This is a genomic window from Planctomycetota bacterium, assembly GCA_018242585.1.
Classification (GTDB): domain Bacteria; phylum Planctomycetota; class Planctomycetia; order Pirellulales; family PNKZ01; genus JAFEBQ01.
Map to the genome: position 1 here is coordinate 199,854 of JAFEBQ010000012.1, position 23,944 is coordinate 223,797.

At 62.7% G+C, this 23,944-nt stretch carries 23 protein-coding genes and 2 tRNA genes; 20 read left to right on the forward strand and 5 right to left on the reverse strand.

Features of this window, described 5'->3' with window-relative positions; genetic code table 11:
* The first annotated feature begins 26 nt into the window (after positions 1-26).
* From JSS27_07000 to JSS27_07015, 4 genes are all read left to right on the forward strand, one after another.
* A complete protein-coding gene (locus JSS27_07000) occupies positions 27-3,734 on the forward strand; it encodes a DUF1553 domain-containing protein (protein ID MBS0208686.1) in 3,708 nt (1,235 codons plus the stop codon).
* Positions 3,735-3,804: 70 nt separating this feature from the next.
* Entirely contained in the window at positions 3,805-4,215 is a 411-nt protein-coding gene (locus JSS27_07005) for a four helix bundle protein (GenBank protein ID MBS0208687.1), read from the forward strand.
* A complete protein-coding gene (locus tag JSS27_07010) occupies positions 4,212-5,744 on the forward strand; it encodes a DUF1501 domain-containing protein (GenBank protein ID MBS0208688.1) in 1,533 nt (510 codons plus the stop codon). The genes JSS27_07005 and JSS27_07010 overlap by 4 nt, the downstream gene beginning before the upstream one ends.
* A gap of 409 nt (positions 5,745-6,153) precedes the next feature.
* Positions 6,154-6,225: transfer RNA gene (locus JSS27_07015), tRNA-Cys, on the forward strand.
* 92 nt (positions 6,226-6,317) lie between these two features.
* On the opposite strand, the gene JSS27_07020 is transcribed toward JSS27_07015, so the two are convergent.
* Positions 6,318-7,220, reverse strand: coding sequence for a hypothetical protein (locus JSS27_07020; GenBank protein MBS0208689.1), 903 nt, complete (start codon positions 7,218-7,220; stop codon positions 6,318-6,320).
* Between the two features lie 187 nt (positions 7,221-7,407).
* On the opposite strand from JSS27_07020, the gene JSS27_07025 reads away from it, so the two are divergent.
* Positions 7,408-8,676 carry a redoxin family protein gene (locus tag JSS27_07025; GenBank protein MBS0208690.1) on the forward strand — a complete coding sequence of 423 codons (1,269 nt, stop codon included), beginning with the start codon at positions 7,408-7,410 and terminating at the stop codon, positions 8,674-8,676.
* A 43-nt stretch (positions 8,677-8,719) separates the two neighbouring features.
* Here the strand turns inward: JSS27_07025 and JSS27_07030 are convergent, their stop codons facing one another.
* A complete protein-coding gene (locus JSS27_07030) occupies positions 8,720-8,932 on the reverse strand; it encodes a hypothetical protein (protein ID MBS0208691.1) in 213 nt (70 codons plus the stop codon).
* Between the two features lie 263 nt (positions 8,933-9,195).
* Positions 9,196-9,798, reverse strand: a complete 603-nt coding sequence (locus JSS27_07035; GenBank protein ID MBS0208692.1) for a tetratricopeptide repeat protein — start codon at positions 9,796-9,798, stop codon at positions 9,196-9,198.
* 304 nt (positions 9,799-10,102) lie between these two features.
* Between JSS27_07035 and JSS27_07040 the strand changes: the two genes are divergently transcribed.
* From JSS27_07040 to acpS, 11 genes are all read left to right on the forward strand, one after another.
* Positions 10,103-10,444, forward strand: a complete 342-nt coding sequence (locus JSS27_07040) for a DMT family protein (protein MBS0208693.1) — start codon at positions 10,103-10,105, stop codon at positions 10,442-10,444.
* Between the two features lie 262 nt (positions 10,445-10,706).
* Entirely contained in the window at positions 10,707-10,952 is a 246-nt protein-coding gene (locus JSS27_07045) for a MoaD/ThiS family protein (protein ID MBS0208694.1), read from the forward strand.
* Positions 10,953-11,071: 119 nt separating this feature from the next.
* A complete protein-coding gene (locus JSS27_07050) occupies positions 11,072-11,515 on the forward strand; it encodes a molybdenum cofactor biosynthesis protein MoaE (protein MBS0208695.1) in 444 nt (147 codons plus the stop codon).
* Positions 11,512-12,666 (forward strand): GTP 3',8-cyclase MoaA, encoded by a 1,155-nt coding sequence (moaA, locus tag JSS27_07055; protein MBS0208696.1) that lies wholly within the window; start codon positions 11,512-11,514, stop codon positions 12,664-12,666. Before JSS27_07050 ends, moaA begins: the two co-directional genes overlap by 4 nt.
* Positions 12,667-12,670: 4 nt before the next feature.
* The gene (locus JSS27_07060) at positions 12,671-13,885 is read left to right on the forward strand and encodes an aminotransferase class V-fold PLP-dependent enzyme (protein ID MBS0208697.1); all 1,215 of its coding nucleotides are present in this window, start codon (positions 12,671-12,673) and stop codon (positions 13,883-13,885) included.
* A gap of 66 nt (positions 13,886-13,951) precedes the next feature.
* Complete coding sequence (locus JSS27_07065) at positions 13,952-14,368, forward strand: YkgJ family cysteine cluster protein (protein MBS0208698.1); 417 nt, start codon at positions 13,952-13,954, stop codon at positions 14,366-14,368.
* Between the two features lie 486 nt (positions 14,369-14,854).
* On the forward strand, positions 14,855-15,274 hold the full coding sequence (locus JSS27_07070) for an integration host factor subunit beta (GenBank protein ID MBS0208699.1): 420 nt from the start codon (positions 14,855-14,857) through the stop codon (positions 15,272-15,274).
* A 512-nt stretch (positions 15,275-15,786) separates the two neighbouring features.
* Positions 15,787-16,005: a hypothetical protein gene (locus JSS27_07075; protein MBS0208700.1), complete on the forward strand. Its 219-nt coding sequence runs from the start codon at positions 15,787-15,789 to the stop codon at positions 16,003-16,005.
* A 235-nt stretch (positions 16,006-16,240) separates the two neighbouring features.
* Complete coding sequence (locus JSS27_07080) at positions 16,241-17,179, forward strand: dihydroorotate dehydrogenase (GenBank protein MBS0208701.1); 939 nt, start codon at positions 16,241-16,243, stop codon at positions 17,177-17,179.
* A gap of 310 nt (positions 17,180-17,489) precedes the next feature.
* Positions 17,490-18,449: a tryptophan--tRNA ligase gene (trpS, locus tag JSS27_07085; GenBank protein ID MBS0208702.1), complete on the forward strand. Its 960-nt coding sequence runs from the start codon at positions 17,490-17,492 to the stop codon at positions 18,447-18,449.
* A gap of 258 nt (positions 18,450-18,707) precedes the next feature.
* A complete protein-coding gene (acpS, locus tag JSS27_07090; GenBank protein ID MBS0208703.1) occupies positions 18,708-19,115 on the forward strand; it encodes a holo-ACP synthase in 408 nt (135 codons plus the stop codon).
* Positions 19,116-19,206: 91 nt separating this feature from the next.
* Here acpS and JSS27_07095 read toward each other — a convergent pair whose 3' ends face one another.
* Complete coding sequence (locus JSS27_07095) at positions 19,207-19,491, reverse strand: four helix bundle protein (protein MBS0208704.1); 285 nt, start codon at positions 19,489-19,491, stop codon at positions 19,207-19,209.
* 148 nt (positions 19,492-19,639) lie between these two features.
* A tRNA-Met gene (locus JSS27_07100) sits at positions 19,640-19,713 on the reverse strand.
* A gap of 36 nt (positions 19,714-19,749) precedes the next feature.
* Here JSS27_07100 and JSS27_07105 point away from each other — a divergent pair.
* The 4 genes from JSS27_07105 to JSS27_07120 all read left to right on the forward strand — a co-directional run bounded on the left by JSS27_07105 (position 19,750) and on the right by JSS27_07120 (position 23,938).
* A complete protein-coding gene (locus JSS27_07105) occupies positions 19,750-19,902 on the forward strand; it encodes a hypothetical protein (GenBank protein MBS0208705.1) in 153 nt (50 codons plus the stop codon).
* Between the two features lie 701 nt (positions 19,903-20,603).
* The gene (locus JSS27_07110) at positions 20,604-22,424 is read left to right on the forward strand and encodes a squalene--hopene cyclase (protein MBS0208706.1); all 1,821 of its coding nucleotides are present in this window, start codon (positions 20,604-20,606) and stop codon (positions 22,422-22,424) included.
* Between the two features lie 312 nt (positions 22,425-22,736).
* Positions 22,737-23,279, forward strand: coding sequence for a TetR/AcrR family transcriptional regulator (locus tag JSS27_07115; protein ID MBS0208707.1), 543 nt, complete (start codon positions 22,737-22,739; stop codon positions 23,277-23,279).
* Positions 23,280-23,425: 146 nt separating this feature from the next.
* Positions 23,426-23,938: a VOC family protein gene (locus JSS27_07120; GenBank protein MBS0208708.1), complete on the forward strand. Its 513-nt coding sequence runs from the start codon at positions 23,426-23,428 to the stop codon at positions 23,936-23,938.
* Positions 23,939-23,944: the final 6 nt, after the last annotated feature.

The following is a 23,944-nucleotide window of genomic DNA, read 5'->3' on the forward strand; positions in this document are numbered from 1 at the left end:
TCGTTCCCCTCGCGCCGAGAGAGCTGATGAGCAAGCGCCACCAAGCAGATCGACGAGGCTTCGCGGTTCGCGCAACGACGGCGTTCGGCTTTTGTGCGTTGCTGCTCGGTGCGGTGTTGTTCAACGGAGTGGGGTTCGTAGTCCAGGCGGCCGAAGAGCCCGCCGCGCCGCCAGCCAATCCGCCGGTCGTACAGGCTCAAGAGAACACCTCCCCCGAGGCGCTGGCTCAAGCCGAGCGGTTTTTTGAAAGTAAGATTCGCCCGGCGCTGCATGAGCATTGTCTGAAGTGTCACGGCGCCGAGAAGCAAAAAGGTGGCCTGCGTCTCGACACGCTTGGCGCGATGCTTACGGGCGGCGACTCCGGCGCGGCCATCGTGCCGGGCGATGTAGCGCACAGCCCGCTGATTCAAGCAATCGAGTACGGCGAAGACTTCGTCCAGATGCCGCCGAGCAAGAAGCTCCCCGAGGGGGTGATCGCCGACTTCCGCACCTGGATCAAGTTGGGCGCTCCCTGGCCCGGAGCGGAAAAGGAAGCGGCCGCCGCCCGCCCGCAACCCAAATCGAAAGACATCACCGACGAAGATCGAAAGTATTGGGCCTATCAACCCGTCCGCCAGCCCAAGTTGCCGAAGAGCGCCCGCGCGGGCTGGGACACCAACCCGATCGACATGCTGATCGACGCGCGACTGCAAGCCAAAGGCCTCGCGCCGAACCCGCGGGCCAGCAAGGTCCAACTGATTCGCCGCGCGTATTTCGATCTGATCGGTTTGCCGCCGACGCCCGAGGAAGTGGCCAAGTTCGTGGCCGATGAATCTCCCGGGGCGTTTGCCCGCGTGATCGACGATTTGCTTGCCCGGCCGCAATACGGCGAGCGTTGGGCGCGCCACTGGCTTGACGTGGTTCGCTACGCCCAATCGAACGGCTATGAACGCGACAGCGAAAAACCCTTCGCCTGGCGCTATCGCGATTACGTGATTCGCTCGTTGAACGCCGACAAGCCTTACCATCAGTTCTTGCTCGAACAGTTGGCCGGTGACGAACTGGACGAAGTCACCGACGATAGCTTGATCGCCACCGGCTACTACCGGCTGGGCGTGTGGGACGATGAACCCGACGACGCGCGGATGGCCGAGTTCGACGCGCTGGACGATGTGATCGTGACGACCGGAGCGGCCATGCTGGGCATGACCGTCGGCTGTGCCCGCTGCCACGATCATCGGCTCGATCCAATTCCGCAAACCGATTACTACCGGCTGCTGGCGTTCTTTCGTAACGTGCGCCCCTTTGACGGCAACCGCGCGACCGAAGGGGCCTCGGGGTTCTTGCCTCTGGGAGATCGCGAGCGCGCGGCGCAACACTTTGCCGCCGTCAACGAGCGGATCAAGCCGCTGGAAGAGCAAATCAAAACGGCCAATGAGAAGACCAAGAAAGCGCTGCGCAAAGAGATCGACCGGCTGCGCAACGACGCCGGCGCTAAAGTCGAGTGGGCCCTTTGCGTGCGCGAGCGCGGCGATCAACCGACCCATGTTCTCATCCGCGGCAATTCCGGCTCGCCCGGCGAGGAAGTGCAGCCGGGCTTTCCCACGGTGCTGGGAAGCGCGACGCCCGAGATTAGCAAGCCGAAGTCCGGCGCATCGAGCGGTCGCCGATTGGCGCTGGCCCGCTGGATCACCGATCCGAGTCATCCGCTGACCGCTCGCGTGATGGCGAACCGCGTGTGGCACTATCACTTTGGCCGCGGTATCGTCAAAACGACGACCGATTTCGGCCACGGCGGGCAACTGCCCACTCATCCCGAGCTGCTCGATTGGCTGGCCAGCGAGTTCCAGCAGTCGGGCTGGTCGATCAAACGGCTGCATCGCTCGATCATGCTCAGCGAAGCGTACCAGATGTCGTCGCGAGCTGATCGCGCCGACGCGCTGGCCGCCGATCCGGCGAACGATCTGTTCTGGCGACAGAACCTGCGACGACTGGAAGCCGAGACGATTCGCGATTCGATCTTGGCCGTCAGTGGCCAATTGAAAGACGTGCCGGGAGGTCGCGGGTTCTTTCCGCACCTCGGGGGCGAAGTGCTGGCCGGTGGTTCGCGCCCCGGCGACGGCTGGGCCACGTCGACGCCGCGCGAGCAATCGCGGCGGAGCATCTACGCCTTTATCAAGCGCTCGATGGTGCCGCCGATCTTCGAAGGGTTCGACTACGCCAACACCGCGGCCCCGCTGGGCGAGCGCCCGACCACGACCGTCGCGCCCCAGGCGCTGATGCTGCTGAACGACCGTTTCGTCCAGGACCAGGCGACGGCCCTGGCGCGGCGCATTGTCGAGTCGAAGCCGGACACCGCCAGCAATGACCCCGATGTCCAGATTCAGCGCCTGTTTCAATTGACGCTCAATCGAGCACCGACCGAGCGCGAGCGGCAAGCGGCGCTCGAATACCTGGACCGCCAGACTGGCGCTTACGCGCTCCTGGAATCGCGGCTGACATTCGCTCCCGACGTGCCGTTGTCGCTGCACCGCAGCTACTTGGACAAGTTGCAGCCGGCCGACATTCTGATCGGTCCACGACAGGGGTGGAACTTTTATCGCGGCCGCTGGACCGGCGGCTATGAAGGGATCATGACCGTCGAACGCCAGCGCGGGCCGTTTGCCCTTTGGTTGGGGCCGGCGTTCGCCGATGGAACGATCACGGCAAATGTCACGCTGCAAAATGCCGTCGAGTTCGGCTCGTTGATCTTCCGCGCGGCCGCCGAAGGAGAAGTTTTCCGCGGCTATGAAGTCGAGCTGAACGCCCGCGAGCAGTCGATCGCCCTGCGGCGTCACGGGGCGGATGTGACGCTGCTGGCCAATGTCGACGCGGTGCTGCCGGTGGGCAAGCCGATGCCGGTGAAGATCGAGGTACGCGGCGCGCAGATTCGTGTTTTTGTCGCGCACGAGCGCGAACCGCTAGTCGAGGTGACCGATCCGCAGCCGTTGCGCGACAGTGGTCGCTTGGGCGCGCGGTCGTGGGGCGCCGCGATGCACTTGGATAATCTAAAGGTTCACGCCGACGGGCGCGTGTTGGACGTGGCGCGAATGACACCTGCGGCCGAGGCCGGCGCGCCGAGCACGACGCCACCGGCGGGTTGGCGACTGTACGGCGGTCGCTGGCAATTGCACGACGACAGCTACACGGCCGAACCGTCGCCAGGGGCCAAGGCTGTCTGGGACGGCGGCCCGCTGGCCGACGGTGTGATCGAGGCCGACTTCAAATTGCTTGCGCCGGGTGGCGACGCGGGGCTGGTGCTGCGTGTGTCGCAGCCGACCGACGGGGTCGACGCGCTGAATGCCTATAATATCAACTTTCAGCCCGGCGCGCTCCGGCTGGGCAAGCATCGCAACAACTGGAAACAGTTGGTGCGCGTGCCATTGGACCTGGGCGTCGATCGCTGGCACCACGTGCGCGTGGACCTGGCCGGCGACCGAATCAAGATCACGATCGACAGGGCCGAGAAGCCGCAAATCGATTACACCGACGAGCAGCCCTTGCCGCCGGGGAATGTCGGCTTGCGAACGATGAACGCGAAGTTCGTGACGAAGAACCTGACGGTGACGGCGGGTGGCAAAACGACACTCGCTGAGTTCAAGCCAACGAAGACCGAGCCTGTGGCCGTCGTCGCTGGCCCCACGCCGCGCGAGCGCGCCCTGGCGTCGTTGTGTTTGTTGATGTTTAACTTGAATGAGTTTGTCTACGTGGATTGATGGAAGAGGTGGGGGCGTGGGGGTGTTGGGGGGTGGGGGAGCAAAGGACTTGCTGTACTGAGGCACTACGATGAGCGACGAAGTGCGAAATGGAATTGGGAAGCCGGGGATAGTCAAGAAGCACACCGAGCTCGACGTCTATCGATTGGCTTTCGATGCAGCGATGCAGTTATTCGAGTTAACCAAGAACTTCCCACGTGAGGAAACGTATTCGCTGACAGATCAGGTGCGGCGATCGTCTCGCTCGGTTTGCGCAAACCTGGCCGAAGCGTGGCGGAAACGGCGCTATCCGGCAGCATTTACCAGCAAACTCTGCGAATGCGAGGCGGAAGCCGCTGAAACGCAAACCTGGCTCCAATTCGCCGTCGAATCGAATTACCTCGACCGCGATCAAGCCAGGCCGCTCTATCAGAATTACGACAGAATCATGGCGATGCTGGTGACAATGATCCAACACGCCGAGGATTGGAACGTCAAATGACTCACCCCCCCACTCCCCCACTCCCCCACTCCCCCACTTCAGCCTGCACCGGCAGTCGGCGGGAGTTTCTCTGGCAGATCGGCGCTGGCTTCGGCGGCGTGGCGCTGAGCGCCATGTTGCAACAGGACGGCTTCTTCGGCGCGCTTGGCTCGCGGGCCCAGGCCGCCGAGTTGGCCGCGGCCGGCGGTGCGCCGAATCTGTCGGCGGGACCGCTCGCGCCGCGGATCGCCCATTTCCCGGCCAAGGCCAAGTCGTGCATCTTCTTGTTCATGTATGGCGGCCCGTCGCAGATGGACTTGTTCGACTACAAGCCCGAACTGCAAAAGCGCGACGGCCAGGAAGTGCCGATGGAAATTCGCCGCCGCAGCGTCAAGCCGTCGAAGCTGTTGGCCAGCAAGCGCAAGTTCGCCCAACATGGCGAGTCGGGGCAGTGGTGCTCGGACGCGCTGCCGAACCTGTCGCAACACATGGACAAGCTGGCGGTGATCAAATCGCTATACTCCGACTCGTTCATTCACGGCTCGGCCATGTTGCAGATGAACTCGGGACGCATCTTGCAAGGCTACCCGTCGATGGGCTCTTGGCTGGGCTATGGCCTGGGGACGGTGAATCAGAACCTGCCGGGCTACGTGGTGATGTTGGACCCGCGCGGCGGGCCGATCAGCGGGGCGATGAACTGGTCGGCGGGGTTCATGCCGGCGGCTTACCAGGGGACCGTATTCCGCGCCAGCGGCCAGCCGATCCTAAACCTGGGCTCGACCGCCGGCGACACGGCCGCCATGCAGCGCGACCAGATCGACACACTGAACGCGATGAACCAGCAGCACCTCCTCGGCCGGCCGGGCTATAGCGAGCTGCAAGCGCGAATCGCCAGCTATGAGCTGGCGTTTCAGTTGCAGACGACCGCGCCCGAGGCGTTGGACCTGGCCGAGGAAAGCGAAGAGACCAAGACGATGTACGGCCTGTACGACGAGCCGGGGGACCACTCGTTGACGGTTGGGCCGGCGCCGTTTGGGCGGCAATGCCTGATCGCGCGGCGGCTGGTCGAGCGTGGCGTGCGGTTCGTCCAGATCTATCACGGCGGCGGGCATCAGCAGCAAAACTGGGACGCCCACTTCGGCGTGGAAGAGAACCTGAAAATCCATTGCCCCGAAATCGACAAGCCGATCTCGGGTTTGCTGGCTGACTTGGACCGGCGCGGCCTGCTGGACGAGACGTTGGTGATCTGGGGTGGCGAGTTCGGTCGCCAGCCGGTCGTGCAAGGTACCGGCGACGGTCGCGATCACAACCCCAAGGGGTTCACCTACTGGTTGGCTGGCGGCGGCGTGAAGCGCGGCTTCAGCTACGGCGAGACCGACGAGCTGGGGCACGAAGCGACGGTCAATCGGCACCATATCCGCGACCTGCACGCAACGATCTTGCACCTGTTGGGACTCGACCATCACAAGCTGACGTACTTCTACGGCGGGCTGAATCACAAGCTGACCGGCGTGGTCGAAGCCGAGGTAATTCGTGAGTTGCTAGCGTGAGAGTTGGTCCGTTGTCAGTTGTCCGTGGTCCGTTGTTGGGATGGAAGAGTTCACGCTCGGTGGCAACGGACCACTGACAACGGACATTTTTCGCGTGGAATGTTTAAGGCTGCGCAAGGCCAGACGCGAAAAAACCCTCAGTTCCGCTACCATCGTGCCGATACATACGATTGAACAAGTCGGTCGCGTCCGGTAGGATTCGCGTAATCGGCAAAATCGTTCAAGCTTGCCTGGTCGATTGCTCGATACCAGGGAAGCCTGCCGACCGGGCTGACACCGAAATGCCAGTCGCTAGCGGTCTTCGATCGCTGGCAGTATTCGGTCTCTGGCAGGTTTGCTTTGCCAGCAACGATCAACACGTATTCAACCGCGAAAAGTCCTGGAAAGGGCGATTCGCGTCCTTGAGCATGGCTCCGTAGCCAAGTGGCTAAGGCAGCGGATTGCAAATCCGCCATCGTGAGTTCGACTCTCACCGGAGCCTTTTGCTCTTTCTTCCGCAGCAATCGCGGCCAAAACGTGGCCCGGTTGCAACTTGCGTTCATCGCTCATTACCACTTGGGCCGCTTCCACTCGTCAATCGATTACGAACGAGCTGGCTATCAGGATCGCGAATAGCGCCTGGGTGATTGCCATCGCCAGCCAGAAGATCGCGTAGCCATATTGGCCGCTCCGCAGGAATCGCCAGGCCGCCTGGCAATTGACGGCCACATAGACGAGCATCCCCAGGCCGATCACGGCCATGGCAACACGCATGCCGACCAGCATCGTCCGGTTGGCAACCGCGGCCACGTCGGGAGGAAGTTCCCACTTCATCACTCCAGCCACGCCGGCCAGCGCGCACAACACCGCGACCACGACAAACAGCCCGACCAGCGTGCGCCGATTCTTCGTCCGCGTGGTCAGGTAGGCGGGCATTTGCGCATCGACGTCGGCGGCTAACTCGGGCGCGAATTGCCGCAGTTGCGCGAGCGCGTCGCCGCGACGGAACCAATAGGCGAAGCCCTTTAAGATCAGGTAGCGTTGCTGAGCGATTAAGGCTTGCTGCTCGGCATCGTAGAACTGCATGCCGTTGATCCGCACGCCAGCCCAGTTGCGCATATGCCGCGAGGCTGGGTCGGTCATTGGCTCGCGCAGGACGATTCCTTCCTTGCCCGGCTGCCACAGAATCCGCTCGATGCTCGACCAGGGAACCAGCTGGGACGAAAAGCCGAGCGTGCCGCGGAGCTTGATTCCGTCGGGCCTGATCCACATTCGCGATCCGAGCGCGGCCCAAAGAATGAACGCGACGGCCGGCGAGATGACCAGGGCCACGACGATGGCCGCCCCAAGCGTCGAGTTGTTCTCAGACATCACGGCCGCGACGGCGAGCCCGAGCGGCATCAGCAACAGCGCGCCGACAATCGCCAGGCAAGTCGCCACCAGCGCGGGACTGATCCCATAGCCACGTTCGCTGCCGCTTGTCGAAGTCGCCGTCATGAATGGGCCCGCCCGTTAGATTGCCAGCGCGGCCTCTTGCTCGTTCCCGCGTTTATCGTTAATTCTACTCGCGAAGGTCATCTTCGCCCCGGCAAAATTTGCTTTCTTCGCTTGGTTACTCCTACACTACTCGATTGGTTGCCTGGGACGACTAACGCGCTCGGCAGGAACCTCTGGGGGAAGAATCATGCGTCGGCATTCGTTGCGTGCGGTCTTAGCGGGTCGATTGTTGGCGGCGCTGCTGGCCTTGACGATCGGCTTTGGCGCCGCGGCCAACGTCGCCACGGCTGGCGAGGTCGACAAGCAGGCCGAGCCCGTCCTCAAAGCCCTGACTGACGCCAACTCCACGCTCAAGACCTTCCGCACCGAAATCACGGCCGCGTTCAAGGTGCAGCCGGCCTCGGGCGCGGCCAGTCGCGGGAATCTGGTTTACGCCGTCGTCGGCGCCGCGCCGAATAAGCTGGCCCTGACGCCGCGCTTGGGGGACGGTCCCACGATCATTGCCGACGGCGAGCAACTGTACACGTTCATGCCTTCGACTAGCCGTTATGTGCGCAGCGTCGCTCCCGATTCGATCGCCGACATCGCCAAGTCCAATGAAGTGCAGTCGACCGGGCCAGCCTGTGTCGTCGTTTCGGGAGCATTGCTCCTGTGCCAGCCCTACGAGCAACTGGTCAGCGCGATCGAAACCGTCACCTACGTCGGCGAAGAGAAAGCCGGCGCTGGCAAGGCGCACCACCTTAAGCTGACGCAAGCCGATTTTGTTTGGGACGTGTGGATCGACGCGGGCAAGAAGCCGGCGCTGCGCCGGGCCGAAGTCGACATCAGCCGTTGGCGCGACAAGCATCCCGACGCGCTGCCGGCCGAGGCCAAGGTCGAAACGCAGCTCACCTTCAAAACCGTAACTGGCACGCCGGCCGCCAAGGACAAGGATTTTGCGATTGTCCCACCGCCGACGGCCAAGGAAGTGGCCTCGTTCGCACCGGGCGAAAAGGAAGACTCGCCGCAACTGCTCAAGGACAAGCCAGCGCCGGCGTTTCAGGCCGCGCTGTTGAGCGGCGGCGCGGTCAGCTCATCGCAACTGCTGGGCAAGCAGGTGGTGATTCTCGATTTCTGGGCCACCTGGTGCCCGTATTGCGTCAAGTCGCTGCCGGGCGTGGCCGAGGTGGCCGCCGCGTATCGCTCGAAAGGGGTCTCGGTCGTGGCGGTCAACGTCAAGGAAGACGCGCCGACAGTGATGGCGTTCATGCGCGAGAAGCAGATCGACATACCCGTGGCCATGGACACCGATGGCGCATTGAGCAAGCGGTATCGCGCCAGCGGGCTGCCCCAGTTGGTCATCATCGACCGCGCGGGCAAGGTGCGCATCGTCCACCAGGGCGCACCGGCCGACGTGAAGGAAGTTCTTTCGCGCGAGCTTGATATGATTCTGGCCGTAAAGACCGCCAGCAACTGAAGGATCGCGCAATGGGTCGCGAAGTGCGCACCGCCAGCGGACGTCAACCTTTCCGCTTGGGCTTCTTCAGTTCTCTTTCCATCGCCTGCAAGCTGGACTTCAGCACCGTGGGCAGCAGGAACAGCGTCGGCGCGTAGAAGCCCTTGAGACAGCGATTGCAATGCGCCGGCCAGACCAGCCACACGAACATCCACTCGATCCCCTTCGGCCGATCGAGCCGCGTGGGCGATTTCGACATACAAACCAGACAGCGCATGGCGTCGTGAATCTCGGGATTTCGCGTGCCGGCTGCCAGGCAGAGGAAGCGGCCTAACGTCGCCCGTCGCGCTGATCAAAACCTGCCGCCATGACGAGCCACCGTAGAACATCGTACACCGAGGTGCCGCTTCTACAAGGCAACGGTTGTTGCGGCCACGAACATCAATGTGGCAGCAAAAAACAAAGGACGGGCGCCGCGGGGACGCCCGTCCTCTAGTCAATTCTATTCCGCCAATTCTGGGCCCGAGTTTGCGCCCTGGTTTACTTCCCCTTGGCGTCGGCCAGTTCTTTGGCCCGTTTGGTGTCGGCGGCGGCTTTGTCGGCGTCGCCCTTCTTGGTGTACTGGGCAGCCCGCGCGGTGTAGGCCTCTTCCATTTCGTCGTTCTGGGTGATGGCCGCGGTGAAGTCGGCGATCGCCTTGTCGGCGTCTCCCTTCAGGGCGTGCGCCTTGCCGCGCGAAAGGAATGCCTCGGAGTCATCAGGATTCAGCTTCAGCGCCTTGTCCAGGTCAGCGATCGCCTTGTCGGCGTCACCCATCGCCACGTACAACTCGCCCCGGTCGCCGTACGGCGCGTCGTAGTCGGGCTTCATCTTGATGGCGGTGGCAAAGTCAGCCTCGGCCTTGGCCTTGTCACCCTTGCGCGCGTACGCGTTGCCACGGGTGTTAAAGGCGACGACGTGATCGGGCTTCAACTCGATCACCCAGGTCAACGAGGCAATTGCCTTGTCGTAGTTCTTGGCTTCCATGGCCGCCACGCCTTCTTCCAGGGCCTGTTGCCACTCGGGCACCTTGGGAGGCTCGGCGCAGCCCACCAGCCCCAGGAACACCAACGCCACCATCAGAGAAACGCCACGATTTGCCATTCGCATAGTTGCTGTGCCCTTGTGTTGGTCGAAGAAGGACCGAATAGGTATTGCCGCTTACCGATCACGCCGCGTCGAAAGCTGGACGCGATCTCCCCGGCCCGCAATCGTAACCGATTGCCTAGGGCATTTCACCTGTCCGTCCGAACTTCGCACACTCCACGACCCGAACCTCGGGACCACTAGTGAATCGCCCTTAACGGCAGCGGTAGAACGCCGGTCGGCGACTCGTCAGCTTTCGCATAACCAATAGAATGATTTTGCCTCGTCGACTTCCGTACTATCCCGCTCAAGGAACTTGCGTATGCCTGTGATGGTTCAAACCGTCGGCTTGTTGATCTTGTCGAACGTGTTCATGACGTTCGCCTGGTATGCCCACTTGAAGAATCTAGCCGATCGCCCCTGGTACATCGCGGCCTTGTTGAGTTGGGGCGTGGCGCTGTTTGAGTACCTGGCCCAGGTGCCGGCCAACCGCATCGGCCACAGCGAGCTGAGCGTCGGCCAACTCAAAATCATCCAAGAGGTGATCACCCTGTCCGTGTTCGTGCCGTTCTCGGTCCTCTATTTGCAAGAGCCGATCAAGCTCAATTACTTGTGGGCGGCGCTGTGCATGTGTGGGGCGGTGTTCTTCGTCTTTCGCGGCTGATGGAGCATTTGAGTTGCCGACTGGCACAACGTCATTTCAAGCCGAGGGCCCGATCCACGAGAATTGATCGCATCATGGGCGATCTCCTGGATTGGGATGATGTTAAACGGCGATATCTCTTCGATGCCGCTCCGCGTCCCCCTCGCCCACCTGGGCAGGTCATTGCAGTTCTCGGTGGCTGGGATAGCATTATGGTCAACGCCTTCGCACTCGCCGACATTGATTCGTTCCGTTGCCCACTGGCCGTGATCTGGGACCGAAAATGATCGTTCGTGTGCAGTTGTTCGCCGTGGCGCGCGAAAAAGTCGGCGCTCAGGCTGTCGATCTCGAAGTGTCCGAGCCGGCCACGGTCGGAGCCTTGCGTCGTTCGCTGGCTCAGTACTTTCCCGCCCTCGGCCCGCTGGTCGGCAAGTTGATGTTCTCGGTCAACGCCGACTACGCCGACGACCGAACTCCGATCACCTCGGCCAGCGACATCGCCGCCATTCCGCCCGTAAGTGGCGGCTAGGCATGGGATTCCGCCCCCGGTGGGACGCTCGGCAGGCAACGTGTCGCTATAATCAATGGTGCGTTATCCAAGTGCGCCGCGCCCTCCATAAACGCTTCTCGCTCAGTTCGGCACGCCCCATGATCGCCATCACTACCCAGCCGATCGACACCCAACAAATCCTGGCCGACGTCGCCTCGCCGGCCGCCGGGGCGGTGGTGCTGTTCCTGGGGACGGTGCGCGAGATGACCGGCGAGCGGCGAACCGCGTCGCTGAACTATGAATGCTACCCCGAGATGGCTCAGCGCAAGCTGGCCGAACTCGAAGCCGAAGCTCGGCGGCGCTGGCCCCTGGTCGGTTGCGCAATCGTCCATCGTGTCGGCCACTTGGAACTCGGCGAGGCGAGCGTGGCCGTGGCCGTCAGCTCGCCGCATCGAGGCGAGTCGTTCGCCGCCGGCCAATGGTTGATTGACACGCTCAAGCAAATCGTGCCGATCTGGAAACAGGAACATTGGGCCGACGGCACAACCGAGTGGGTCCACCCCGGGCTGGACGCCAGCGCGCCGCAGAACAGTACGCCATGAGTACGCCTCCCGAAACTTTCGAGCAGACACAGCGCGTAGGCCCGCTAGGCGTCCCCGGACCAACGAGCGCGCTGCCGCTGCTGCCCGTGGTGAGCTTGCCGGCCGCAAGCAAAGCGGCAGCACACGACCCGCTCGCCCCGGTCGATGAATCGATCTGGGAGGGCTCGCTGGTCGACACGTTCGGCCGGGTCCACACCGACCTCCGGGTCAGCGTGACCGACCGGTGCAATATCCGCTGCGTCTATTGCATGCCGGCCGAGGCCGTGCAGTTCAAGCCCAAGCACGAGTTGCTGACGTTCGAGGAGATCGAACGGCTGGTCCGCGTGGCGGCGCGACTCGGCGTGAACAAGCTGCGGCTCACCGGTGGCGAGCCACTGGTCCGTCGCGAGTTGCCCAAGCTAGTCGCGCGGCTTAGTCGCATCTCAGGGATTCGTGACATCGCGCTGACGACCAATGGGATGCTGTTGGCCGAACAGGCAGCGCCGCTGCGTCGCGCGGGCTTGCACCGCCTGAACATTTCGCTCGACGCCCTTGATGCCGAAACCTTCCAACGAATCGCTCGACGCGAAGGCTTGGAACAAGTGCTGGCCGGCATTGCCGCCGCCAAGCGCGCTGGCTTTGGGCGCATTCGCCTCAACGCCGTCGCCCTGCGCGGCGTGACCGAGTCGCAGATTGTGCCGCTGGTCACGTTCGCGCGCGAGCAGGGGCTGGAAATGCGGTTCATCGAGTACATGCCGCTCGACGCCGATCACGGCTGGGACAATGCCCAAGTGCTATCGGGCCAGGAAATCCGCGCCATCATCGAACGCGAGATCGGCCGACTCGAACCCTTGCCGGTGACGGCACCGCATCAGCCGGCGACCGATTACCGCTTTGTTGACGGCTGCGGCACGCTCGGGTTCATTAACCCGGTGACCCAGCCGTTCTGCTCGGCGTGTAATCGCCTGCGGCTGACCGCCGAGGGGCAGTTGCGCAACTGCCTGTTCTCGCTGGAAGAATGGGATGCACGGCACGTGATCCGCGCCGGCGGCAGCGACGCGCAACTAGCCCGGCTGCTGCGCGATTGCGTAGCCCAAAAACGGGCCGGACATGGCATCAACAGCGACGAGTTCCGTCGACCCGAGCGCTCGATGTACGAGATTGGCGGTTAAGCCGATGCATTCGCCGCACCCAGGTTCCGAGCCGCTCGGCGAAGCAACACCTCAAGCGCCGACACGTTGCTACTTGGACAACGCCGCGACCAGTTGGCCCAAGCCGGATGCAGTCTACACTGCGATCGATGCTTACCAGCGGAACGTCGGCGCCGCGGCCGGGCGCGGCGTCTATTCCTCGGCCGACGAAGCGCGCCAAGTGGTTGATCGAGCGCGGCGCTCGGTAGCCCGGCTGCTCAACGCGGTCGATGCACGACAGATTATTTTCGCGCAGAACGGGACCGATGCGCTGAACCTGGCGTTGCATGGCCTGCTGCGCCGCACGCCAGGGCACGTGGTCACGACCGTGACCGAGCACAACTCGGTGCTGCGGCCATTGCGGGCGCTCTGCGACGCCGGCTTGGCACAGGTGACCTACGTTGGTTGCAACGCCAAGGGATACGTCGACCCCGGCGAGGTGGAACAAGCCATTCGGCCCGACACGCGGCTGGTGGTGATCTGTCACGCCTCGAACGTCACCGGGGCGCTGCAACCGCTGGCCGAGATCACGGCCGCGGCCCATCGTCACGGCATACCGGTGCTTGTGGACGCGGCCCAATCGGCGGGGGAGACGCTGATCGATGTCCAGGCGCTCGAGATCGATCTGCTGGCCGCGCCGGGACACAAGGGATTGCTCGGGCCGCTGGGGACCGGGGTGCTGTACATTCGCCCGGGATTGGAAACCCAACTCGAACCACTGCGCCAGGGTGGCACGGGAACCGACAGCGATGACGAGCGGCAACCGGCGACGATGCCCGAGCGGTTTGAAGCCGGCAATCTGAATGTGCCCGCTCTGGCCGGATTGGGCACGGGCGTTGAGTGGTTGCACAAGCGACTGATCGAGGGCGCGTTCGCGGAGCATCAAGCGATGCTCGCCCGATTTGTCGCGCACCTGGGTGCGATTCGCGGCGTGCGGTTGCTAGGGCCACGCACGATGGAACGACGCATGCCGGTGTTTAGCGTCGTTTCCGAGGTTTATACGCCGCAGGAACTTGCTGCCGCGCTCGATAGCGCCTATGGTGTGCAATTGCGCGCGGGATTGCATTGCGCCCCGCGGATGCACGCGGCGCTGGGGACATTGAACGCAGGCGGGACCGTCCGGCTCGGCCCCGGTCGATTTACCACGGAAGCGGAACTGGACACGGCGATTCGCGCGCTCGAAGAGTTGCACGCCGGGTGATGTTAACCGCCTGGCTCGCCAAGAAAAGCCGAGCTGATAAAAGCTTACTACGGAGGGTGACCCGCGATGAGTGACAAGCCCTGGTTCAAGGACGGCTTGCGGTTCGAATGCACCCAATGCGGCGATTGTTGCACCGGAGCGCCGGGCTTTGTCTGGGTCAACCAGGAAGAGATTTCGGCATTGGCCAAACAGATTGACCTGGACGTCGACGCCTTCGTCAAGAAGTATGTCCGCCGCGTCGGCTCGCGGCTGAGCCTGGTCGAATACCCGAACGGAGATTGCGTCTTCTTCGACAATCAAAAGCGTTGCTGCAGTGTCTATGAAGCGCGGCCACGCCAGTGCAAGACCTGGCCCTTTTGGAAGTCGAATCTCGAAACGCCGGACGACTGGAAAGAAACTCGCGAAGCCTGCCCTGGTTGTGGCAAGGGAAAGCTCTACACGGTCGAACAGATCGTCGAGCAAGTCCGCGTCGTCCGGGTGTAGTTGCTGACGCTCCTCACTTCGCTTATCGCTAGCACGCGCCGGCTTCCGGTTATGCCGGCTTTGCGAATTGTGACGATTAGCTGAAGTTTGCCGCGCGTGCGGTCGATTTAGCTCCACGTTCGTTGGGCTGCGCCCAGCGAGCATGCAGCGCAAGTCTGGCCCGACGTTCTCGTTTCTTGCCTAACTGTTTGTCAGGAAACGAGATAACCAAGGCTCGGACAAATCACGGCCCGACTGTGATCGCTGCAAGTTCTTTGACAATTAGCACTTCGTGACGACTGGCGTGTTCACCCTAGTCGCGACCTGATTTGGGGGTTGCCCCCTGAAAACGGCGGCGAAACGGCTGTAGCCAGCCCCCGACGACAGCACCTTTATGCTTGACACTAGTTGTTGCCGCTCCTACACTTGGAGCGTCCTTGGGGCTGCGATTGATGCCACGAAAAACGGTGGTGGCGAGCCCGACTTTGATCCGCCAGGAGTCTTAACGTGACCAAGAAAGAAATCGTTAAAACGATCTCGGACGAGATTGGGCTGACCCAACTTAAGACCAAAGAGATTGTTCAGAAGACGTTCGATGCCATTGTCGAGACGCTGGTCGCTGACAAGCGTATTGAGCTTCGCAACTTCGGTGTCTTCGAGGTGAAGAAGCGGGCGGCTCGCAAGGCCCGCAATCCTCGCACCGGCGACAAGGTATACGTGCCCGAGAAGTACGTCGTTACCTTCAAGCCCGGTAAGGAGATGGAAGAACGGGTTCGCGAGCTGGAACGCCAGGCGGCTGCTGCCGCTGCTGCCAAGGCAGCACAATCGTCCGATGGGGCTCGCCCCGCGGACAGTGCTCGTTCGACAGACAGTGGCCACCGACCGACAGACAGTGGCCACCGACCGGCTGAAACCATTGGCGGTTAAGCCACTTACGCAAATCAATGGGCCCCGCTCTGTTCCAGGCGCTCCTGAGTCTGGGGCCTTTCGAGTCACGCTTGGGTGATCGCCCCGCCAAGCCTTTGGCGGGCCGCCGATCCCCGGCGTTCGACGGCTGGTTGCCTGGGTTCTGCGACCCTTGGCAGCCAACGAGTTACGTGCGACGACTGCTCTCGACCCCTCGATTGGTTTCGAGTAGTCTTCCGCCCCCTGCCAATATCCCACCCCCGGGTGCCCCGCCTGGGATCTACTGCTTTTCAACACTTGTCTGACCGAAGCGTGGCCGTCCTGGCCCCGCCCGAAACACCTAGATCACATCGTAATGCTCACGGCTCGCCAGCCTTGCGCACGAGTTCGCACCAATGTTGGGTGCGCCGGCCGAGGACGAGTCAAAAACTGTTTCGTTCACGTTGTTTGCAAGGGAAACCGAGCCCGGCCACGCTCGCCTGACCAAGGCGCAACTGGGAAGGCGCGTCGCTCATTCCACGGAGGGTTGGTTCATGCGCAAGTTGATTCTCGGGATCGCGCTGGCGAGTACGCTCGCGCCGAACATTGGCTGCATTTTGCCGGCCTATTCGGGCGATCCGACACGCCGTACCCAACAGTTGATCTACACATCGGAAAACCTCCGCATGTTATTGGAAGATTGGGAACGGCTCTGGATGCTTGATCAGCCAAGCCATTTGTCGCCGTATAAGACGCACGGCGGCATTCTCTAAAACAATCGTCGGCATCACGGCCCGCGCGCGGCACATCTCTGGCCCGCGGGCCACGGGGCTGCGCGTTGCGCCGCGCAGCCGTCGGTGCATTTCTCGATCGTATTGCGAGTCTCTTGGCCCTTGTCGGCCGGTTGCCAGTTCGACGCTCGACGGTTAGATTCGAGCCACTGGGTTTTACGATCGTCGAGCGACGATCCATCAGGCAACCTCCACTCAACATCGGCCAACTCATCACGTGACTGCTGCTGGTGTTGATCTCGAAGTCCGGCTCGGCCGGTTGCGGCTGGCCAACCCTGTGCTAGTGGCTTCGGGCACTTTTGGCTACGCCCGCGAGATGGCCGGCCTGGTCGATATCGGCCGCCTCGGTGGCGTGATTCCCAAGACGATCACCCGGCTGGCCCGCCCTGGCAACTCGCCGTGGCGCACGGTTGAAACGACCGGTGGCTTACTCAATTCGATCGGCCTGGACAATGACGGCCTCGAAGCGTTCATCGAGCATCACCTTCCCTACCTGCGGACGCTGCCGACGGCGCTGATCGTCAGTATTGCCGGCCGCACGATCGACGACTTTGTCGAGTTGGCCGCGCGGCTCGACAAAGAGCCGGGCATTGCCGCGCTGGAACTGAATATCTCGTGCCCGAACGTCAGCGGCGGCGTCGACTTTGGCACCGATCCGCAGTTGTGTCGGCAGGTGGTGTCGGGCGTGCGCCGCGCGTGCTCGCACCCGATCCTGGCCAAGCTCACGCCCAACGTGACGAACATTACCCATATGGCCGCCGCCGCCGCCGAAGGTGGCGCCGACGCGGTCTCGGCCGTCAACACATGCCTGGGCATGGCGATCGACTGGCGGAAGCGCCGGCCGCTGCTGGGAAACGTGGTCGGCGGGCTCAGCGGCCCGGCCATCAAGCCGATCGCCCTGCGGTGCGTGTTTCAGATCGCGCGACACGTTCAGGTGCCGGTTGTCGGCATTGGCGGCATCGCCACGCTGGACGACGCCATGGAGTTCCTCGTGGCCGGGGCCAGCGCGGTGCAAGTCGGCACGGCGAATTACTATGACCCGCATGCCACGACCAAAATCCTGGACGGCCTGCCCGAGGCGGTGGCTTCGCTGGGGGCACGGTCAGTGCCAGACATCGTCGGCACCCTGACCACGCCGATCATCCCACCCAAGTAATGGGGCAATGCAGCGCTGGCCCATCCCTTAATGCGTGTGCCTGGGCTAAAATACAGCCGCGCGCCGCAATTCGACAGCGAAGCGCGTGCGGCAAACACCCCTCCCTTTCAGGGAGGGGCAGGGGGGAGGGTAAAGACGTTCCCAGCCAAAACAGATGACGTTCAGATACAAGACCCTGAACGCAACATCGTTTGGCATGCAGCGCGTTTACCCTCACCCGCTCACTTCGTTCGCGACCTCTCCCTTAAAGGGAGAGGTGTAGCATACAAAGTCGCGCACGATTGAACCTACAGGACAACCACCGATATCCATGCGTGTACTCTCTGGCATTCAACCGACCGGCCGGTTTCACTGGGGCAACTATTTCGGCGCCATCCGGCAGTACATCGACTTGCAGAACGGCCACGAAGCCTATTACTTCATCGCCAACCTGCACGCCCTGACCACGGTGCGCGAGGCGACCGTGCTGCAAGGCTACACGCTCGACGCCGCGCTCGACCTGTTGGCCCTTGGCCTCGATCCGCAGCGGGCGACGTTGTTCGTCCAGTCCGATGTGCCCGAGGTGAGCGAACTGTGCTGGCTGCTGATGACCGGCACGACCATGGGGCTGCTCGAACGCTGCCACGCCTACAAGGACAAGAAAGCCAAGGGGCTGCCAGCTGACGCGGGGCTGTTCACCTATCCGGTGCTGATGGCGGCGGACATCCTCAGCTATGACGCCGACCTGGTTCCCGTGGGGGAGGACCAGAACCAGCACATCGAAGTTTGCCGCGACATCGCCACCAGCTTCAACCATCACTTTGGCGACACGTTCGTCATTCCCAAGGCCCACATCGTCGCCTCGACGGCCAAGGTGCCGGGCATCGACGGCGAAAAAATGTCGAAAAGCTACGACAACACCATCGAGTTGTTCGAAGAACCCAAGGCGCTGCGCAAGAAGATCATGCGCATCGCCACCGACTCGCGGCCACTGGATCAGCCCAAGGAACCCGAGGGGGACCATCTGTTCCAGCTCTATTCGCTGTTCGCCAACGATCAACAGCGCGAGGAGATGGCGGCGTTGTATCGCCGCGGCGGGTTCGGCTATGGCGACATCAAAAAAGCGCTGGCCGATCTGGCCGAGAAGTTCTTTGCCGAGCCGCGCGCCCGCCGGGCCGAATTGGCGGCCAACCCGGGCGTGGTCCGCGAGGTGCTGGGCGACGGAGCGAGCCAAGCGCGGAAGAAAGCCTCGCAAGTTCTGATTCGAGCCAAGCGAGCCTGCGGTTTGTGAGTAGAATGGAACGAGTAATTGGGCGAGCGAGCCGGCGTCTCTACACCTCTCCCTCTCAGGGAGAGGTCGCGAACGCAGTGAGCGGGTGAGGGTAAACGCGCTGCCAGTCAAACAATCTCGCGTTCAGAATCCCGTTTCTGATCGTCATGCGATGCGGCTAGTAACGTCTTTACCCTCCCCCCTGCCCCTCCCTGAAAGGGAGGGGTGTTCTTCGCTCGCGTTTTGGGCCGCGATCCTAAGCGAAACTGTGCAAGTGCGATGAACGTCCTAGGTCTTGGCAGCGATATTGTTGAATGTCTGCGGATTGCGCGGATGATCGAACGGCATGGCGAGCTGTTCCTGAACCGCGTCTTCACGCCGCAGGAGATTCGCTTTTGCATGTCGCGCCGCCACGCCACCCAGGCCTATGCCGGCCGCTATGCCGCCAAGGAAGCGGTCTTCAAGGCGCTGGGCATTCAACGCGGGCCGGGCTTGCGCTGGCTGGACCTGGACTTGCGCGAGGACACGCCAGGCAAGATCGCCGTCGGTATGCGCGGCGGCGTGCGCGACGCGGTGATCGAGCGCGGCGCGCGCGAGATCATGGTCACTATCGCCCACTGCCGCAGCCACGCCACGGCCACGGCCATCGTGCTGGGGGGGGATCACACGCTGCCCGAGGAAGAATGAGCGGCGGAATGGAAAAAGCCCCTGGCCGATTGCGACCAGGGGCTTGTGAATAGCTTCCTCGATTCGATCTTTCACGATCGACGTTCACAACCTAGTGAGTGACCGCCGGCTGGTACTTGGCGTCGCCAAAGCCCAGGATCGGGAAGAAGATGAATCCCAGCAGCGCCAGCCCAATGCCGAAGAAGTTCTTTCGATCGGGCTTGGTGAATCGCCCGTTTCCCTCGGCAATGTTCGCGGCAATCGAGAGTGCCGCGCGATTCAGTTGGTCGACCAAGAAACCGTAGCCGCGAGGGAACTTTTCGCTCGCAGTACATACTCGATCAGCGAATGAAATTGCCTTCTGGTAGACTTCGAGCTTCTCGAAGGCGAAAGGCATAGTCGAGGCGCAAAAGAAGAGAGGAGAAAGTAGTGAGTAGACCGAGGAGGCTTACCCAATCGCTATCTCGCGCGACCTGGAAAACCTGCTCTTTTCTACTCTCTACTCTCCCCAATCTCCTCTCTAATTTTTCGCCGTGGGCGAAAAATTGCGGGGACAGGATTCGAACCTGTGACCTCGAGGTTATGAGCCTCGCGAGCTACCGGGCTGCTCCACCCCGCGTCATGTATTGATTGGGTGCCCGCCGTGACCAGTCGAATGACTCGATCGATCACCGGCGAGATTCGCAATTCTAACCGTTATCGGCTCGGCGTCGAGGTGGGGGAACTCAATTTCTCGGCCAGGCGTCAAAACAAGTACAACCGCGCCAAAGTACCGCGCGACAGCATCGCCCCCGGTTTCGGCACGTAAATCGCCGACTCGCGAGGGTTAAAAACACGACGTAAATGCCTTGCCGGTGAGGATTTGTTTTACAATTGGAAGCATGATCGTTTAGATTGAACCATAGCGCCGCCGGCCGGGTCATCGCGACACTCGCGTGCATGCTAGCCGGGCGGTGAAAAACTTTCGGAACAGAGTTCGCAATCGCTCGTCACAGGTCGCTTTGGGCTTTCGTCCTTGGCGCACGCGCTTAGCAATGCTGGCCCGCGTCGATCGCAATGTTCGACGTGGGCCGCTGGCGGTTCCACTGCCGGCGTCTATTGCTAACGCGGTCGCCCCGTCGGCGCGTTGGTCGCGCGTCGGCAGCCCGCGCGCCCACACACGGTGATTGTCGCGGCGGAGTTTTACCTATGCCGGGACCAGACCCTCGTCAGCCGCTGCATGGCGCTGGCCAGCCGCCGGGTTCCGTTCCGCCCGCGGGTCAGGGCGCGCCCCAGCCATACGGCGCTCAGCCCAGCTATCCTCAGCAACCAGCGCAGCCCCTGCGCCCGCAGCCCGTTCCCATGCCGCGCCCGGCCGGCGCATCGCCGTGGAGTCAGTCGCCTACGATGGGCGCGCCCGGCGCCGCGCCGCAACCAATACCACAATCGCCGCTTCCTCAGCAGCCCTATCCACAGCAACCGGCGCAGTACCCACCGTCGATGCTGCCACCGACGACAGCGCGACCTGCCATGCCTCAGCAGCCCGCCGCGCCGCGACCGCTCGGGCCACGGCCACTTGGTCCCACGCCACTCGGCGCGCCGCCACAGAATCCTCCGCCAGGCTATCCGCCCACGATGCCTAATGCCGCGCCGCCGAATGGCGCTGCGCCATATCTGCCGCCAGCCAGCGCGCCGCCGACCGGCGGAGCACAGCCTGGCTTGCTTCCCCCGGGCATGCCCGAGCCCGACGGCTATCGCATCTCTGATGGTCCCGCGCGGCCGGTGCTGTATCGCCCCGGCATGACGCCCGCCCCAGGGCCCGGCCCCGGTTTTCCCGGCGCCCCGGGCAGCGGCCGCGTGCGCGGCCCGACCGAGACGCGCGCCCCCACGGTTCGCACTCGCGACAACGAAGACGAATGGGTCGACCCCAAGCAACGGCTCGAAGAGCAGGCCAAACGATTCGCGCCGCCGGTGCTGATCAGCATGATCGTTCACATGGTGCTGGTGATCATCATGGGCCTGATTCATTTGCAAGTGCCCAACAATAAGAATCAGATCGCGCTGGTGGCCAGCACGACCGAGGAACTGGGCGAACAGGAACTCGACCCCACGCGGATGGAAGTTGAACGCAATCTGCTCGACAACCAAATGCTTCAATCGCTCGACATCCCCGTCGTCGAGAATCCGTTCAACGAAGCGCCGGCGATCACGGCGGACCATTTGATTGGCAATCAGCCGATCGGCACGGGCGTCCAGGTGAGCGTGTCGGTTCACCTGGCCGGTCGGCAGCGCGGCATGAAGAACGTCCTGCGCGGCAAGTACGGCGGCAAAGGAACCGAAGGAGTCGTGACGGCGGGCCTGCAATGGTTGGCCAACAATCAAGACAAGAAGGGCTCGTGGAGCCTGATGGGGCCGTACGCCCACGGTGCCGTCGCCGAGAATCGCGAAGCCGCCACCGCGATGGCGTTGCTGGCCTTCCAAGGTGACGGTCATACGCACCTGGCCAAAGGGCCGTTCCAGAAGAACGTGGCCGACGGCGTGAACTGGCTGCTCAAGTCACAGCGCAGCGACGGCGACTTCTTCGGCGGCGGCCAGCGCGACCAACATCTTTACACCCACGCCCAATGCACGATGGCGGTGTGCGAGTTGTACGCGCTGTCCAAGGACAGCGCGCTCAAGATCGCGGCCGAGCGCGCGGTCAACTTCATCGTCGAGGCGCAAAGCGACCTCGGCGGCTGGCGTTACACGCCCCGCAGCGACGCCGACGTTTCGGTCACCGGCTGGATGGTGATGGCGCTGCAAAGCGCGATGATGGCCGGCATTGAAGTCCCCCTGGACACGCTCAAGCACACGCAAGAGTTCCTCGACAAGTGTACGAGCGACGGCAGCCAGTACAGCTACCTGGCCAATCAGCAGAGCCCTACCCGGTCGATGACGGCCGAGGCGTTGCTGTGTCGGCAGTATCTGGGCTGGGCCCAGGACGACACGCGATTGACCACCGGGGCCAAAATGTTGATCGATCCCAAGAACAACGGCCTGCCCGACTGGAAGGATCGGGACCATTACTACTGGTACTACGCCACCCAGGTCATGCACCACATGGAAGGGGACTACTGGGAGACATGGAACCCGATCATGCGCGACTTGCTGGTCAACCATCAGGTGCAGCAAGGCAAGGAGCGCGGCAGTTGGGATCCAATGGGGGCCGATCCCGATCTGTGGTCGCAGCGCGGCACGGGCGGCCGCTTGTACGTGACCTGCTTGTCACTCTACATGCTCGAAGTCTATTACCGGCACATGCCGATCTACTCGGAGATGCGTCAGAAGCTGGAAGCGGCCGGCGCGAAGTGAGCGAAGGCAAGGACTCGATCGAACGAGTTTCGCCAAGGCCTTCATGTCGCGCTCATCACGCGGCATTTTCCCCAAGACATTCCGCTCTCGCCTGAAATGCTTGACTAGATTTAGGGTCTACCGTATCGTGCGGGAATGGACCACCGATCAATTAGCATCAATTCGACAAGAAACGACGATGCATTAACCGATTGCGCGGATGACGCAGCGTCACCGAGTGCCGGCAGGCCAGTCGCCAACCCCGCGTCCACAGCGATCGGCGCTCGCCAGAAGGCCACCGGCACGCGTCGCCGGCGCATTCTCGATGCCGCGTTGCGCTGTTTCCTCGAACAAGGCATCGCCGACACCACGATCGAGCAAATCCGACACGCTTCGGGTGCCAGCCACGGCAGCATTTACCATCACTTCGGCAGCAAAGAGGCCATTGCCTTGGCCTTGTACGTCGAAGGGATGACCGACTATCAGCAACGCGTCATCGCCCGGCTTCACGAGCACCAAACCGCCCGCGACGGCATTCGGGCGATGGTCCTCGAACACCTGGCGATCGTCGCCGAAGACCCGAACCTGTCGATGTATCTGACGCGCATCGGCACCGCCGACGTGTCGGACGAAGCGGCCCAGCAGATCGCGCTGGCCAATCAGGGGTTGTATCGCGAGGTTTACGCTTGGCTGCTGCCGTTCATCGACTCGGGCGAGATGGTGCGCGTCGCGCCGGCCTTGTACGTCTCGATGATTGTCGGTTCCGCCGCCCATTTTGCCCGGCACTGGCTCGCCAACCGCCTGACCCACGAATTGCCGGAAGTTGCCGAGCAACTGGCCGACGCCGCCTGGAAATCGCTCGCGCCCAGCGTGTAAGCACACCTCGCCCGAACGTCCGCAATCCCGCCCGCTGTCCTTCCACCTAATTGTTAACCGCCGCCAAGCGCGCAGCTCGATGAGCCAGCGGCTAAACGGCTGTCCCCACTAGCAACTCGCAACCAGCAACTAGCAACTTCATCCCCATGCCCTGGCGTCCGCACCATCTTGGCCTGACCGTGGCGAACCTCGATCGCTCGATCGCGTTCTATCGCGACGTGCTGGGGTTCAAGTTGCTGCGCCGCCGCACGACCAATGCCGACTACATCGGCCGCCAGACCGGCTATGACGGCGTGATGTTCGACGTGGCGTCGTTTCAACTGGGGGACGCCGAGGACTGTTCGCTCGAGCTGGTGCAATACCTGTCGCACGCCGGCGCGCCCCACGAGCCGGCCACGAACATTTCGGGCACGGCCCATCTTTGCTTCCAGGTCGACAACCTGGCCGCCACGTACGAGCGGCTGGCGTCGCGCGGCGTGACGTTCAAATCGCCGCCGGTGGCGATTACCTCGGGACCGAATCAAGGGGGCGGCGGTGTCTACCTGCGCGATCCCGACGGTTTCACCATCGAACTGTTCGAGCCGCCGCCGCAACTCAAGCGGGACGAATCGATCCAGGGCACGGTGCCCGCGGACATCACCTCAACAACGTCAGCCTAGCGGCCC